The sequence below is a fragment of the Thermodesulfobacteriota bacterium genome, from assembly GCA_040753795.1.
Lineage (GTDB): Bacteria > Desulfobacterota > Desulfobacteria > Desulfobacterales > Desulfosudaceae > JBFMDX01.
Genome location: JBFMDX010000001.1, coordinates 381925 through 396516 on the forward strand (window position 1 = coordinate 381925; position 14592 = coordinate 396516).

General features: G+C 55.7%; 13 protein-coding genes and 1 tRNA gene. 13 read left to right on the forward strand and 1 reads right to left on the reverse strand.

The window, feature by feature from the left end:
- Nucleotides 1–25: 25 nt before the first annotated feature.
- The 13 genes from AB1724_01685 (at nucleotide 26) to AB1724_01745 (ending at nucleotide 13567) form a co-directional block, all read left to right on the forward strand.
- Nucleotides 26–101 (forward strand) — tRNA-Gly (locus AB1724_01685).
- Nucleotides 102–264: 163 nt separating this feature from the next.
- Nucleotides 265–804, forward strand: coding sequence for a ribosome maturation factor RimP (rimP, locus tag AB1724_01690; GenBank protein ID MEW6076503.1), 540 nt, complete (start codon nucleotides 265–267; stop codon nucleotides 802–804).
- Complete coding sequence (gene nusA, locus AB1724_01695) at nucleotides 798–2141, forward strand: transcription termination factor NusA (GenBank protein ID MEW6076504.1); 1344 nt, start codon at nucleotides 798–800, stop codon at nucleotides 2139–2141. Before rimP ends, nusA begins: the two co-directional genes overlap by 7 nt.
- 61 nt (nucleotides 2142–2202) lie before the next feature.
- A complete protein-coding gene (gene infB / locus AB1724_01700) occupies nucleotides 2203–4875 on the forward strand; it encodes a translation initiation factor IF-2 (protein ID MEW6076505.1) in 2673 nt (890 codons plus the stop codon).
- A 12-nt stretch (nucleotides 4876–4887) separates the two neighbouring features.
- A complete protein-coding gene (locus tag AB1724_01705; protein MEW6076506.1) occupies nucleotides 4888–5175 on the forward strand; it encodes a DUF503 domain-containing protein in 288 nt (95 codons plus the stop codon).
- The gene (rbfA, locus tag AB1724_01710) at nucleotides 5172–5537 is read left to right on the forward strand and encodes a 30S ribosome-binding factor RbfA (GenBank protein ID MEW6076507.1); all 366 of its coding nucleotides are present in this window, start codon (nucleotides 5172–5174) and stop codon (nucleotides 5535–5537) included. The genes AB1724_01705 and rbfA overlap by 4 nt, the downstream gene beginning before the upstream one ends.
- Nucleotides 5518–6501, forward strand: coding sequence for a bifunctional oligoribonuclease/PAP phosphatase NrnA (locus tag AB1724_01715; protein MEW6076508.1), 984 nt, complete (start codon nucleotides 5518–5520; stop codon nucleotides 6499–6501). Before rbfA ends, AB1724_01715 begins: the two co-directional genes overlap by 20 nt.
- An 18-nt stretch (nucleotides 6502–6519) precedes the next feature.
- Nucleotides 6520–7449, forward strand: a complete 930-nt coding sequence (gene truB / locus AB1724_01720; GenBank protein ID MEW6076509.1) for a tRNA pseudouridine(55) synthase TruB — start codon at nucleotides 6520–6522, stop codon at nucleotides 7447–7449.
- A 133-nt stretch (nucleotides 7450–7582) separates the two neighbouring features.
- On the forward strand, nucleotides 7583–7855 hold the full coding sequence (gene rpsO / locus AB1724_01725) for a 30S ribosomal protein S15 (GenBank protein ID MEW6076510.1): 273 nt from the start codon (nucleotides 7583–7585) through the stop codon (nucleotides 7853–7855).
- A 129-nt stretch (nucleotides 7856–7984) separates the two neighbouring features.
- Nucleotides 7985–10165, forward strand: a complete 2181-nt coding sequence (locus AB1724_01730; GenBank protein ID MEW6076511.1) for a polyribonucleotide nucleotidyltransferase — start codon at nucleotides 7985–7987, stop codon at nucleotides 10163–10165.
- A 42-nt stretch (nucleotides 10166–10207) separates the two neighbouring features.
- Nucleotides 10208–10657, forward strand: coding sequence for a dUTP diphosphatase (gene dut / locus AB1724_01735; protein MEW6076512.1), 450 nt, complete (start codon nucleotides 10208–10210; stop codon nucleotides 10655–10657).
- Between the two features lie 64 nt (nucleotides 10658–10721).
- Nucleotides 10722–11525, forward strand: a complete 804-nt coding sequence (locus AB1724_01740) for an MBL fold metallo-hydrolase (protein MEW6076513.1) — start codon at nucleotides 10722–10724, stop codon at nucleotides 11523–11525.
- Between the two features lie 98 nt (nucleotides 11526–11623).
- Nucleotides 11624–13567, forward strand: a complete 1944-nt coding sequence (locus tag AB1724_01745) for a hypothetical protein (GenBank protein ID MEW6076514.1) — start codon at nucleotides 11624–11626, stop codon at nucleotides 13565–13567.
- Here the strand turns inward: AB1724_01745 and AB1724_01750 are convergent.
- The gene (locus tag AB1724_01750; GenBank protein MEW6076515.1) at nucleotides 13513–14463 is read right to left on the reverse strand and encodes a carbon-nitrogen hydrolase family protein; all 951 of its coding nucleotides are present in this window, start codon (nucleotides 14461–14463) and stop codon (nucleotides 13513–13515) included. The two genes, AB1724_01745 and AB1724_01750, sit on opposite strands and share 55 nt — an antisense overlap.
- Nucleotides 14464–14592: the final 129 nt, after the last annotated feature.

Sequence of the window (14592 nt, forward strand, 5' to 3'; positions counted from 1 at the left end):
AATAAGGTCATTAAAAAGACAGGCAGCGGGCATAGCTCAGTTGGTAGAGTACAAGCTTCCCAAGCTTGGTGTCGCGAGTTCGAGTCTCGTTGCCCGCTCCAGACTTCGGGCGGAATCCGTTGTTTCGGTCTTTTTGTTTGACGGCAGTAAGGGCTGGTTCGGAAGCCGGGATCGACCGTAAACAGAGAGGTGGTATCAGGGAAACGGGCAACTGCCCGTTTTTTTGTTGTAAAGGTTGTAAAAAAGAGACGCGAGGGAGCGGCAATGGGATCAGCCGACACACAGGCCGGTAAACCGTCTCAAGCCGGAGAAGGCTTCCGGTTGCGGGACGGCGACGAAGCTGGCATTGAAGCGGTTCGGCGGCTGGTAGAGCCGGTGTGTGAAGCGGAAGGGCTGGAACTGGCACTCATTGAGTTTCGCCGGGAGCAGGGCGGGCGCGTTCTCCGGCTTTATCTGGACCGGGCGGGCGGCGTATCCCTGGATGATTGCGCCCGGGTCAGCCGCCAGGTGGACGCCATCCTGGATGTTTACTGCGGCGACAGTGATGCCTATACGCTTGAGGTTTCCTCGGCGGGTATAAACCGGCCGCTGTGGCGGCAGGGCGATTATGAGCGGTTCAAGGGAAGGGCGATAAGGATAAAGGCCCGGGCCCCCATCGACGGGCGGAGAAACTTTAAGGGCGTATTGCTTGGCCTCTCGGAAGGAATGGTCAGGCTTGCGATAGATAACCGGGAGTTTGCCGTTCCTTTTAACGGGATCGCCAAAGCGCAACTTGTCAATGACGATGGAGTTAACGGATGGTAATAAACGATATTAAACGGGTTGTCGATCAGGTCAGCCGGGATAAGGGGATTGATCGTGACGTCCTTATCAAGGCGCTGGAGGAAGCGTTGAAGTCCGCTGCCAGGAAAAAGCTCGGCGCGGTCACCGACATTGAAACCATGTACGATGATAACACGGGTGAAATAGAAGTGTTTCAGTTTAAAGAAGTGGTTGAAACGGTGACCGATCCCAGTCTTCAGATCAGCATTGAAGAAGGGCGCCTGCTCGATTCGGAATGTGAGGTCGGCGACAGCCTGGGGGTCAAGATGGATACCAGCAGCTTCGGCAGGATCGCGGCTCAATCCGCCAAGCAGGTGATTATACAAAAGATTAGTGATGCCGAACGCAGCATGGTCTATAAAAATTTTATCGACAAGGAGGGCGATATCATCAACGGCATCGTGCAGCGCATTGACCGCGGGAACGTCATCGTCAATATCGGTGAGGCCGAGGCGATTCTTCCCTCCCGCGAGCAGATCCCCGGCGAGCACTTTCGGCGCGGAGACCGGTTGAGGGCCAATATCATGAAGGTCCAGCAGGAAGGCCCCGGCCCCCAGATCGTGCTGTCGCGGGCGCATCCGGATTTTGTGGTCAACCTGTTTAAAACCGAGGTGCCTGAAATCAGCGAAGGGATTATTTCCATCAAAGGGGTGGTCAGAGAACCCGGCGCCAGAACAAAAATCGCGGTGGCGTCCAATGACGCCGATATCGATCCGGTCGGTGCCTGCGTGGGCGTCAGAGGAAGCCGGATTCAGAACGTTGTCAAGGAACTGCGGGGGGAGAAAATCGACATTGTCCCCTGGAACATCGATACGGCCAAATTCGTCTGCAACGCGTTGTCGCCGGCTCAAATTTCGCGCGTCATCATGGATGTGGAAAATTCCAGCATGGAGGTCATTGTTTCCGATGATACCCATTCCCAGGCCATCGGGCGCCGCGGTCAGAACGTCAAGCTGGCCTCGAAGTTAACGGGCTGGCACCTTGATGTGGTGAGTGAGTCTATATATAATAAAACCATGGAAAAGGGGTATGGCTCTCTCCTGGAAATTCCGGGCGTTGATGAAAAGATCGCGACCGCCTTGTGTGAAGCGGGGTTCTTTTCCGCTGAAGATGTCAGCAATGCCAAAGCCGATGACCTTCTGGAAGTTGAAGGTATTGATGAGGAAACCGCCTCGCTGCTGATAGAAAAGGCCGCTCTTCTGGTGGAGAAGGAGAAGGCGGACGGCGGGGGCGCATCGGAGGCGGAGGACGGCGGGACCGGGTCCGGCGATGGAAATGAATCGCCCGGTTCGGATTCCGGTCATGGCATTGTGGAATGATGAAGGACGGGCAGGGTAAGGCCGGTGGGAAGCGTAGTGTGGGGAAAAAACAGGAGGCCGAATGGCAAAAACCAGAATATATGAACTTGCCAGAGCGCTAAATTTGGAGAACAAGGCGCTGTTGAGCAGACTTGCCGAGATGGGCATTGAGGGGAAGAGCCATACGAGCACCCTGGAAGACGACGTGGTGGAAAGGGTCAAACAGTCGCTGTTTGCCGGAAGTACCGGGAAACCGGCTTCCATGGAGCAGAAGCGCGTGGGCTCGAACGTTATCCGGAAACGCAAACAGAAAACGGTTGCCCAGCCGGAACCGGAATCTGAGGAGATCGAACAGGTAACCCCGGAGGAGGCGGCTTCGGCAGAAGAAGCGGTTCCGGAAGCACCGGTGGACGGGGAAGAGGCGGCGGTTGCCGAAGAGAAACCGGAGCAAGCCGTTGCCGCGGATGCCGCGGAGCCGGCGGAAGCGGTTTCGATAGAGGCGGTCGAGCCTCTTCCGGAGCAGGCGGCCTCGGAACAAGCCGCCGCGGTTGCGCCGGAAGACGAGGAAAAAGCGGCGGCGGGCCTGAAGAAAAAGGCCAAAGTCAAGAAGTCCCAGGCGGCCAAAATTATTAAGTTCCTGGACGCCCCGCTGAAAACTGCAGCCAGAGATAAGGCGACCACCACACCTGCCAGAGACGCAAGGCCAGACGTGCCGGCCGGTGGCGGTGTTCCGGTGGATATCCCGGTTTTGCCGGAGGATGGCGCCGAAGCGGACAGAAGAACGTCGAAGAAGGCCAGAAAAAAACAGAAGCGATCCGAGACCGAAGAGACGGATGATGCCCTGGTGCTGAAAAAAGTGGCCTCCAAGCGCAAAGAGATCGTGGAGGGCGCTGATTTATACGATATCAAACCCCGGGGCCGTCTGCGGAAAAAAGGCAAGGGAAAAGTCAGGCCGGCGGGTAGCGGAAAAACGATGATCACCACCCCGAAAGCCATCAAGCGGAGACTGAAGATGGATGAGTCGATTACCGTTTCCGATCTGGCAAAAAGGATGGGCGTGAAAGCCGGCGAAGTGATCAGCGTGCTGATGAGGATGGGCGTGATGGCGACGGTGAACCAGAACGTGGATTTTGATACGGCGGTTCTGGTGGCGGCTGAATTTGAGTATGAAGTTGAGAAAGCATCCATGTGGGAGGAAGATATTTTATTGCAAGGAAATACAGCGGATGAACCCCAGAATATGGTCCACCGGGCGCCGGTGGTTACGATTATGGGGCACGTGGATCACGGCAAGACGTCGCTGCTGGACGTGATCCGGAAGTCGCGGATAACGGAGACGGAAGCCGGCGGCATCACCCAGCATATCGGCGCCTATAAAGTGAACACGGACAGGGGAGACATCGTCTTTCTGGATACGCCGGGTCACGAGGCGTTTACCGCCATGCGTTCCCGGGGGGCTCAGGCCACTGATATCGTGGTCCTGGTGGTGGCGGCCGACGACGGCGTCATGCCGCAGACCATCGAAGCGATAAATCACTCCCGGGCCGCCAACGTCCCGATCGTTGTCGCCATCAATAAGATCGACAAGGAACATGCCGACACCGACCGGGTCAAGCGGGAACTGGCGGACCAGGGCCTGCTTTCCGAGGATTGGGGCGGTGACACAATTTTTGTGAATGTTTCCGCCAAGCAGAAGATCGGTATCGACAGCTTACTGGACATGATTCTGCTGCAATCGGAAATGCTGGAATTAAAAGCCAATCCGAACAGACACGCCAGGGGAATCGTACTGGAATCGGAAATGGATCCGGGCCAGGGTCCGCTGGCTACCGTTCTTGTGCGGGAAGGAACGCTTTCCGTGGGGCAGACCATCGTCTGCGGCGTCCAATACGGGAAGATCCGGGCCATGGTCGATGACGCCGGACGGCGCATCGACAGCGCCGGGCCGTCGACTCCGGTAGAGGTGTTCGGGCTGAACGGGGTGGCCGACGCGGGTGATGAGTTTATCGTTCTGGAAGACGAAAAGAACGCCAAACTGGTCAGCGAAACCCGGATGCAGAAACAGCGCGCCAAAGATTTGACCCGGAACAACCGGGTCAGCCTGGAGAATTTTTTCGAACAGATGAAAGCCGGTGATATCAGCCACCTGAATCTGATCATCAAGGCCGATGTCAATGGTTCGTGCGAAGCGATCGAAGACGCCCTGATGAAGATCCGCGCCGATGAGGTGCAGATCAACGTGATCCATTCCGGCGCCGGCGCGATTATCGAGTCTGACGTTCTGCTGGCATCGGCCTCGAACGCGATTATCCTGGGGTTTAATGTCCGGCCGAGCGGGAAAGTGAAGTCCGCGGCCGCCGAAGAAAACGTGGATATTCGCTACTATAACATTATTTATGATTTGATCGGGGATATCAAAGAGGCCGTGACCGGCCTGATGTCTTCCACCTATCAGGAGCATACGCTGGGCCGGGCCGAGGTCCGGGAGGTGTTTGTCATCCCCAAGAAGGGATCGATCGCCGGCTCTTTCGTCCTGGACGGGAAAATCGAGAGAGGCCGGCAGGCGCGCCTGGTCAGGGACGGGGTGGTGATTTATGACGGCATTGTCGGATCCCTGCGTCACTATAAAGACGACGTCAAGGAGGTCAAGAGCGGTTCGGAATGCGGCATCGGCATTGAGCAGTTTAACGATATAAAAGTCAACGATGTCATTGAATGTTATTATCAGGAAGAGATTAAACCCGTAATCGATTAAGATTATTGGATAATGGTAGTCGGTGTCGGTGTTATCGTCATTAGAATAGAAGGTTGCCGCTCTCTAAAGGAAAAAAGGCGGGTGGTGAAATCCATGATCGCCCGGTTGGCCAACGCTTTCAACCTTTCCGTGGCGGAGGTCGGTGCCAATGATCTCCACCAGCGGGCGGAAATAGGCTTTGCGGTGGTCGGCAACGATCACGGGGTGATCAACTCCAAAGTGGATAAGATTTTCAATATGGCCGAAGACATGGCCCTGGCCCAGGTTGTCGATACAAGGATGGAAATTTTATCATTATGAAAACCTATCCACGATCGTCACGGATCGGGAAAAATATCCAGCGGGGCATTTCCGAATATCTTCGAAACAACCTGCGGGACCCGAGAATCCGGATGGTCACCATTACAGGCGTCACCATGTCCCCGGATTTGAGTGTCGCCTATATTTACTACAACGTAAACGGCGGCGAGCGGGAGCGCAAGGACGCCCGGGCCGGCTTCAGGAGAGCGTCCGGCTTTATCCGGAAATCCCTGGCCGCTGGATTGAAGATGAAATACATGCCCGACCTCCGGTTTACCTATGACCAGTCCCTGGATTACGGTATGTCGGTTGATCGGCTGCTGGAAGAGATAAAATCGGAACATGTACCAGGAAACGAGTAATCAGCTCAAACAGAGTCAACATATACTGATCGCTTCTCATATTCATCCGGACGGGGATGCCATCGGCGCCGCCCTGGCGCTCGGAAATACGATGCGGTCCCTGGGGAAACAGGTCGTTATTTATAACGAGCACACGGTTCCTCCGGCCTATCGTTTTCTGCCCGGCAGCGAAAAAATGGTCACCGCCGTGGGGCCCGTCTCCGACTATGACGTGGTGGTCGTCATGGACTGCACCCGGCTGGATCGGATCGGCGCCCTGTCGGTCCGGATCGGCGATGTCCCGGTAATTAACATCGATCACCACCTTTCCAACGATCATTTCGGCCTGTTCCGGATAGTGGAACACACGGCCAGCGCCACTGCGGAGATTGTCTACCGGCTGATCAAACGCATGATGGGGATTCCCATCACCCCGGAAATCGCTTACCCCATTTATACGGGAATTATCACGGATACCGCTTCATTCAGCTTCAGCAACACGACATCGGCCGCTTTTACCATCTGCGGCGAGATGGTGGCAGCGGGTGTTGACCCGGCGGAGGTCGCCCGGAGGATTTACATCACTTATTCCTCCGAGCGGATCAAATTCATGCGGATGGTCCTGGACACGTTTGCGCTTTCGTCCAATCGTAAAGTCTCTTTCATGATGGCGACCCAGGAGATGATTCGCAAAAGCGGCATGCAGCCGGAGCATGTCGGTCGGTTTGTGAACTATGCCAAGCACATCGAAGATGTAAAAATATCGGCTCTGGCGCTGGAATCGGATCAGCGCCGGGAAGGGCTGCCGGAAGACGTTACGGATTTTCACGTCAGCCTGCGCTCGGACGGCAGTATCGATGTCGCCGAGATAGCGGCTGCTTTCGGCGGCGGCGGCCATCACCGGGCGGCCGGTTTCAACATATCCACTACACTGCAGGGCATCAGGGACACCATCCTCGGCCTGGCGGATGATTTTGACGGTTGAAAAGGCCTGCGAAGACCATTGGACGGAATTATCGTTGTCGACAAGCCGCCGGACCTCACGTCCGCGAAACTGGTTTCCCGGGTAAAAAGAATACTGAAAGCGGAGAAGGCCGGGCATGCCGGGACCCTGGACCCGTTTGCCACCGGCGTGATGATCTGCCTGATCAACCGCGGGACACGGCTGGCGGAGTTTTTTCTGCACGGCAATAAAACATACCGCGCCACCCTTTGCCTGGGGATTGAAACGGACACCGACGATTTTACGGGAAATGTCGTGCAGACACGGGAAGTGCGCCCGGGGGATTATTCGGAAACCGACATCCGATCCGCCTGTGGCGCTTTTGAGGGAAACATTCAGCAAACGCCGTCCTGTTTTTCCGCCCTGAAGCATCAGGGTAAACCCTTATACCATTACGCCAGGAAGGGTATAAAGGTGGAGAAACCGCCGCGGCCCGTCCATATATTTTCCCTTGCCGTCGAGAGTATTAATTTGCCGTTTATCGACTTTACCGTGCGCTGCTCCGCCGGTACCTACATCCGGACGCTGTGCCGGGACATCGGCCGGGTCCTGGGCTGCGGGGCGCACCTGACGGTCCTGCGCCGGACGGAAGCCGGCGGTTTCGGGCTGCCCGATGCCGCGGGATTGCCGGAACTGGAACAACTGGCGGCGGAGGGCAGTGCCGCCGGCCGGCTGATCGGAATGAGTGAGGCTTTGCGGGACATGCCCGCTTATGTCGCGGATGACGGTCTGGCCGCGCTGGTGGGGCATGGCCGGTCCCTGGAAGAGGACACACTCCCGCCGGACCTGCCGGTTGACGCCGGCTGCTGCTGCAAGCTGGTTGACGGCAGCGGCCGCCTTCTGGCCGTGATCCGCAGGCAGGGGGGAACCTTCCGGTATGGTTGCGTTTTCCCGCAAGCGGAAAAAGGCAGGTCGCCGTCGCCTTTTTAGCCGCGATGGCCGGTTGCGTTCCGATCCGACTTTTTACGGAGCCGTCAAATTATAATTGACTTGTAAATGAAAAAGATTTGTAATATATCACTTTTAAATTAAAAGAACTAAAATTAAGGAAGGAGTTTGCTCAATGGGCAGTTTTACGACGGAAGACAAGAAAGAGTTAATACAAAAGTTCAGGATGCATGATACCGACACCGGATCACCGGAAGTCCAGGTGGCGCTGTTGACGCATCGGATTGCCTACCTGACCGAGCATGTCAAGGTACACAAAAAGGACCACCATTCCCGCAGAGGACTGCTGATGCTGGTCGGTCAGCGCCGAAAGCTGTTGAATTACGTGAAAAACAAGGATGTCAACCGGTACCGGACGATTATCAAGGATCTCGGGCTGAGAAGGTAAGTGAGACTTCTCCTTACCGGATGTTTTTTAGACGTTATCCTTATTTATAAAAATACCAGTGAACAACAGACAATGCGGCTGACTGCGAATGACAGTTGTGGTTAGCCGCTTTTTTATTAGGAGAGAAAATTGCAAGAATACATTCAGGAAACACTCATCAACCATAAAACCTTTTCCATTAAAACCGGCAAGATCGCCAAGCAGGCCTCGGGATCCGCGGTGGTCCAATACGGCGAAACCATTGTCCTGGTCACCGTGGTGGCCGATGAAACACCCCGTGAAGGCGCCGATTTTCTACCGCTTTCCGTGGAGTACATGGAAAAGATTTACGCTGCCGGGAGAATTCCCGGAAATTATTTCAGGCGGGAAATGGGACGTCCCAGCGAGAAGGAAACCCTCACCTGCCGTCTGATTGACCGGCCCATTCGGCCGCTGTTCCCGAAAGGATACAATCTGGAAACGCAGGTCGTTGCCACGGTTTTATCCATGGATCGCGAAAATGATCCGGATGTGCTGGCGATCGTGGGCGCTTCCGCAGCCCTGGAACTTTCGGATATCCCTTTTGACGGGCCCATCGCGGCGGTCCGGGTCGGTCGTCTGGAGGGCCGGCTGGTGGCCAACCCGACCAACACCGATCTGGAAAAGTGCGATTTATCCATCGTCGTGGCCGGATCGAAATCCGGCGTGGTCATGGTGGAGGGCGGGAGCAGAGAGGTCAGTGAGTCGGAAATGGTCGAAGCCATCTATTTCGGTCATCAGGCCCTGCAGCCGATGATCGAGATGCAGGAACGGCTGAAAGCCCAGTGCGGCAAGTCGAAGCGAGTCGTTGCCCTGCCGGAAACCGATCAGGTGCTGATGGCGATGATCCGGGAGACGGCCAGCCATGATATCCGCCGGGCACTGGGTGAGGCAGCCGATAAAATGTCCAGAAAAGACGCCTTGAAAAAAGTCCGGACGGCGCTGCTGGAAAAACTGGGGGAAGCTTACGCCGAGCGCGCCGGCGAGGTGAAAGCGATATTTTCCGACCTGGTCAAAGCCGTCAGCCGGGACATCGTGCTGACGGAAAACAGGCGCATTGACGGCCGGGCGTTTGACGAAGTCAGGAAGGTGGAATGTGAAGTGGGCGTCCTGCCCCGAACCCATGGCAGCGCCCTCTTTACCCGGGGAGAAACCCAGGTCATGGGGGTGATGACCCTCGGTTCCGGTCAGGATGAACAGCGGGTGGAAACGTTAGGCGGGGACGAATCCCGGCCGTTTATGCTGCATTACAATTTCCCGCCGTTTTCCGTGGGCGAAACCAAGCGGATGCTGGGACCGAGCCGCCGGGACATCGGCCACGGCAACCTGGCCCATCGGGCGATTCTGCCCATTCTGCCGGACAAAGCGGATTTTGATTATACCATCCGCCTGGTATCGGAAGTGCTGGAGTCCAACGGCTCCTCTTCCATGGGAACGGTCTGCTCCTGTGTCCTGGCCCTGATGGACGGGGGCGTTCCCATCAAGGCACCGGTATCCGGAATTGCCATGGGTCTGGTCAAGGAAGGTGACCGGGTCGCGGTCCTGACCGATATCCTCGGCGACGAGGACCATTTCGGCGACATGGACTTCAAGGTGACCGGAACCGATAACGGGATTACCGCCCTTCAGATGGATATCAAGATCAAGGAACTTCCCCGGAACATTCTGGAGAAAGCGCTGGAGCAGGCCAGAGCCGGCCGCCTTTTTGTCCTGAATAAAATGCTGGAAGCCTTGGGCAGTTATCGCGAAGATATTTCACCCCACGCTCCGCGCATTTACCTGGTCAATATCCACCCGGATAAAATCCGGGAGTTGATCGGCCCGGGCGGCCGGGTGATCCGGGAACTTCAGATGACGACCAGCACCCGGATTGAAGTGGACGACAGCGGACTGGTAAAGATCGCGGCCGAAACCGAGGAAAATGCCCGGCGGGCCGTGGCGGCGGTAGAGGAAATCGGCAAGGTTCCGGAAGCCGGAGAAATTTACGAGGGGCCGGTGGTCAGAATAACCGACTTCGGGGCGTTTGTGCAGTTAAAAGAAGGTACCGACGGTCTTTGCCATATCTCCGAGCTGGCCCATCATCATGTCAAGAGCGTTACCGATATCATCAAGGTCGGAGAAATGATGAAGGTCAAAGTGCTGGAAGTCGATCCTTCCGGCAAGATCCGGTTAAGCCGCAAAGCCCTGCTCCCGGTTCCGGAAAATATGGAAGAGGGCGATCGCAAGGAACATTTCCACAAGAAACCCGGCAACGGACCGAGAAAAGGTCATCCCCCCCGAAACCGGTCATAAAGAAAAACGGAACAATCGGTTTGAGGAGTGGTGATGCCAGATATGCCGGTGGTCAAGTTCATCCGGGTCAGGCCTGAAACCGACGGCGACATCGCCCTGCCGGAATACATGACCCCGCATGCCTCGGGAATGGACTTGCGGGCCGCGGTGGCAGAGGACCTGGCCATCGCTGCCGGCGCCGTTGCCCTGATTCCGACCGGGTTCGCGGTCGAACTGCCGGTCGGGTTTGAGGCCCAGGTCCGGCCGCGGAGCGGTCTGGCCATCAGGCATGCCATCGGCATCGTCAACGCTCCCGGCACCATCGACGCCGATTACCGCGGCGAAATCAAAGTCGCCCTGATCAATTTCGGGAAAAATCCCTACACCGTCCGCCGGGGAGATCGGATCGCGCAGATGGTCATCCAGTCCGTCTGCAGCCCCACAATCATGCTGGTCGAGGCCCTTTCTTCCACCAGCCGTGGAGAGGGCGGTTTCGGCCATACCGGGTTTTGAGGAGAATACGGCGGGCCGGATGGTGTCAGGCAATGGTCAAGAAGACTTTATCAGGGGGAGGGCGTTGATAACATCGGCAGCAGACATTGAAAGCCCCACCGGCCTTTCCGTTTGCGTCCTGGCCAGCGGCAGCCGGGGCAATAGCCTGTTTATCTCGGATGGTCAAACTTCTCTCCTTATCGACGCTGGTCTTTCCGGTTCCGAAATAGAACGCCGCCTGGCGTCCCGGGGGATCGATCCCCGGGTATTAACGGCCCTGGTGGTTTCCCATGAGCACCAGGATCATGTCCAGGGAGTCGGGGTGATGGCCCGTCGTTATCGCCTGCCGGTGTACATCAGCCGCAAAACATGCCTGGCGGCCCGGTCATGCCTGGGACGAATAGAATCGTATCGTTATTTTGAGTGCGGTGAGGCCTTTCATATCGGTCAGATCGATATCCATCCTTTTTCCCTGTCCCATGACGCGGCAGATACGGCCGGTTTTACCTTCCGCCGGGACACAGCCAAAGTGGGGCTGGCAACGGACCTGGGGGTGGCCACGGCCGTTGTCAGGGAAAACCTCAAAGGTTGTCAGCTTCTGATTCTGGAGGCCAATCATGATCCGCATATGCTGATCGACGGGAGCTATCCCTGGCCCGTTAAACAGCGTATCAAGGGAAGAACCGGTCACCTCTCCAATAACGATTCCAGAGAGCTGCTGCTGGCGGTAAACCATGACCGTCTGGCCCATGTGGTCCTGGCCCATCTGAGCCAGGAAAACAATACCTGTGAAAAAGCCCTTGCCATGGTGGGGCAGGCGCTGACGTCTTCCCGCGCCACCCTCTCGGTAGCGACACAGCATCAGTGTGGTGATCTGATCCGCATCTGACCCGTGTATTATTCTTGCCGTAATCGTCGGAATTGAATATAATATTTATAATTATTGGGTTTTTATCAATGAAGATGGCGTAAAGCACAATGCCTGATATGATTGAACAGAATCCGGGCGATGTTGAGGTTTCGCCCAAGGCCGACAATGAATTGACGCTGGAAGAAAAAGTCATTAATTGTTTTGCCGATCTGTTTAAAAAGCAGCTGGGTCTTAAAAAAAGAGCCGGTGCCGAAATAGCCTTCCTGGAATCCAGTCGTTTCAACCCCAAGGTGAAAACCTATACGGCAAAAGTCAAGACCGGCCTTAACGCCTGGAGGTCCCGACGGTTCACCGTCGGACCTATCGGCGAGGATTCCGGCGCTAAAAGCAAATGTTTTCTGGTTATCTACGACAACAAGATTGTCGTGAAAGTCCCGCCCACGCCTGTTACCGATTTTGATGCCTATATCAACAGCATGAAAAAGGAGCGGCGGATTGTCGACAAGCTCCATCCGCGGGAATGTATTATTCCCAGCCTGGGGGTTATTCTCAATAAATACCAACCGTTTCTTGAGGCTACGGCTTCCGCTGAAGGGACGATGGAGGAAAGAGACCAGGAAAAGGTATGCGAGGCGTGGCTCAGGGAAAATCCGGAGTTCCAGGAATATTTTATGATCAACGGTGGTTTCGCCTATTTCATGGATCTGGCCAAGTATGTATTTCTGGCGGACGCCGTATCCCTGTTTCATAATATTGAAGGCGGCCTTCAGGATGAACTGTTAAGAGACCCTACTATTATTGATGACTTTGATAAATTCGAGGGCCGCTACGGCCTGGAAAACGTTCAGATCGCAATGGATCTGAAAAGTGTTTATGCCGAATTCGAGACGCTTCTGCGCAAAATGATGATCCGGTCCAGCGTCTCGCCGTCATTGCTGCTGTATAAAACCCAGGAGTGGTTTTTTGTGCATGTGGCCGGGCTGCAGGTCGACAAGGACGAGAGGGATTTGACCCCGGACTTTGTCGCGCAGCTCAACGCGCTGCTCAAGGATATCATAGGGAAAAACCGGGACGTGATTGACGAATACCGGCAGATGGTCGGCGAGTCGATCCAGGCGGTGAATTTTTCCCAGCACAAGATGTATATGGAGGGACTTGTCACCAACGCCCTTGAATTGCTGGCCTGGCTGAAACACAAGGGGGTGGCCATCCGCGACATTAAGCCCGACAATCTGCTGGTTGCCGGCGACCCGGACCGGTATCCGTCCTTTCTGTCTTTTCCGGCGACTTATAAGATCGGATTGATCGATGTTGAAACCGCCGTTGATTTTAATCCTGAAGACGGAAAGATCGTCCAGCCCCAGCTGGGCGGCACCCCGTTTTACGCGACGCCGGCGAACATGTTCGCCAACAAGACCCTGCTGGCGGGTTACGGTGATCTGCCCCGGGCGCTTTTTTTGCAGGACTGGTTCGCGACCATGGCCATGATCTATGGTATTATCATCAATGATTACCTTTTTAACCGTACGGCCAAGCAGCTGGTGGTGCTGACCCGGAAAATTCAGCTGGCCCTGAAGGCCAAGCAGCCGCCGGAGGCCATTCTCAAGGAGGCGAACAATATTTTCTGGGCCGCCGCCGAAGAAGAATTCCAGGAAAATTTGAGCAAAAACGCCAAACGATTGCGAAACATCCGGGTCGCCCTGCAGGACAATGTCCGGCAGTTGTTTATCACGGAATTTTCTCTGGAGAGCAAAAGGGCCGACAAGGCGATCAAAAAACTTATACTCCAGCAGGCATTATTCAAAAGCCAGCAGAATCAGGAGCAGTTGTATCTCGGGTCGGCCGATCGGATCAGGGAAGTCATCGACAAAATCAAAAACAAGCCTGATGTCAATCCCCGGTCCCTGGACCAGCTTCAGCAGATCATGGAGTTAAAACAGAGCGTGGCCGGTTATAAGGAAATTATCGGTCTGATCCAGGGGAAAGGCAGCGAAATGCCCGCCCATTATCTGCTGGAGGTCATGTTCCAGCTGGCCTGCGATTTTATGAGACGTCTGTAGCGATAATACCATTTTCCGTGAAAGTTCTGATACCACCAGGCCAGGCGGATCGGCGCCGGGAGATCGGCTATCCAGAACCGCCTGGAGAGATTTTCGGAAGGCGGCTGCCGCTTCACGGCGATATCAGCCATGACGAACCCTTCACCCTCTTCGCGTTTCATTCTCGCCAGGACCGTTCCGGTGGCGTCCACGATCTGTGTCTCTCCCAGATAAAAAGAGTCGTAGGGGAAACCGGGCAGCAGGGGCGTCTGGCCGTGAAATGTTCCCGCGTGCGCCGCGTGGATCACCGGGCAACCGGTCAGGCGGGCAAACCGGGCCGGTGTTTCCGCCATGATCGATCTATTCTCTTCCTCTACGGATTTGGAAAAACCGGGCAGGCGTTTTTCCGGCAGGGACCACCAGCAGGATCCGCTTACGATCAGATCCACCTGGTTGATTAGCCGCCGAACGGTCCGGGAGCGGACCAATTCCCAGCACATGGCCACGCCGATGTCCCCGACCGGGGTGTGTAGCACTCCGTCGTCGGATCCCCCCCGGTAGTAGCAGTTTTCCCACATGGTGGGCTGGTCTTTGTCGTGCCGGAAGGTCTGTCGATCCGGAAAGACCAGAAAAAAAGTATTGCGATGGTGCCTCCCGGTCTTTGTGATCAGAGAGCCGCCGATGATGCCGTTGTGTTTTGCGGCAAGTTCGTGGAGCATTCGCTGGGCAGGCCCTCCGGGGCCCTCGGCAACGGTGTTCATGACCGGATGAAACCCCATGGCGGAAGGGAAAAATTCGGGCAGAATGACCAGTTCCGCCCCCTGTACAAATGCCTTCCCGGCCAGGTGCCGGGCGGATCGGATGTTTTTCTCCCCATCGCCAAGCGCCGCGGTCATCTGAACGGCTGCCACCCGCATTTTCCGCCTCCTTTCATTGACAAACAGTGCATTTATTTTACCGTCTTGCCATAGCAAACCAGAGCCATATTTTTTTGTAAAGGCGATTTTGAAAAGTGGCAAAGGGTTCCGGCGTTCAAGATTAATTAT

What these genes read in the sequence shown, in the direction of transcription:
- infB (MEW6076505.1), top strand. Translation starts at nt 2,203, where the DNA reads ATGGCAAAAACCAGAATATATGAACTTGCCAGAGCGCTAAATTTGGAG.
- AB1724_01750 (MEW6076515.1), bottom strand. Translation starts at nt 14,463, where the DNA reads ATGCGGGTGGCAGCCGTTCAGATGACCGCGGCGCTTGGCGATGGGGAG.
- AB1724_01715 (MEW6076508.1), top strand. Translation starts at nt 5,518, where the DNA reads ATGTACCAGGAAACGAGTAATCAGCTCAAACAGAGTCAACATATACTG.
- nusA (MEW6076504.1), top strand. Translation starts at nt 798, where the DNA reads ATGGTAATAAACGATATTAAACGGGTTGTCGATCAGGTCAGCCGGGAT.
- rimP (MEW6076503.1), top strand. Translation starts at nt 265, where the DNA reads ATGGGATCAGCCGACACACAGGCCGGTAAACCGTCTCAAGCCGGAGAA.
- rpsO (MEW6076510.1), top strand. Translation starts at nt 7,583, where the DNA reads ATGGGCAGTTTTACGACGGAAGACAAGAAAGAGTTAATACAAAAGTTC.
- AB1724_01745 (MEW6076514.1), top strand. Translation starts at nt 11,624, where the DNA reads ATGATTGAACAGAATCCGGGCGATGTTGAGGTTTCGCCCAAGGCCGAC.
- dut (MEW6076512.1), top strand. Translation starts at nt 10,208, where the DNA reads ATGCCGGTGGTCAAGTTCATCCGGGTCAGGCCTGAAACCGACGGCGAC.
- rbfA (MEW6076507.1), top strand. Translation starts at nt 5,172, where the DNA reads ATGAAAACCTATCCACGATCGTCACGGATCGGGAAAAATATCCAGCGG.
- AB1724_01705 (MEW6076506.1), top strand. Translation starts at nt 4,888, where the DNA reads ATGGTAGTCGGTGTCGGTGTTATCGTCATTAGAATAGAAGGTTGCCGC.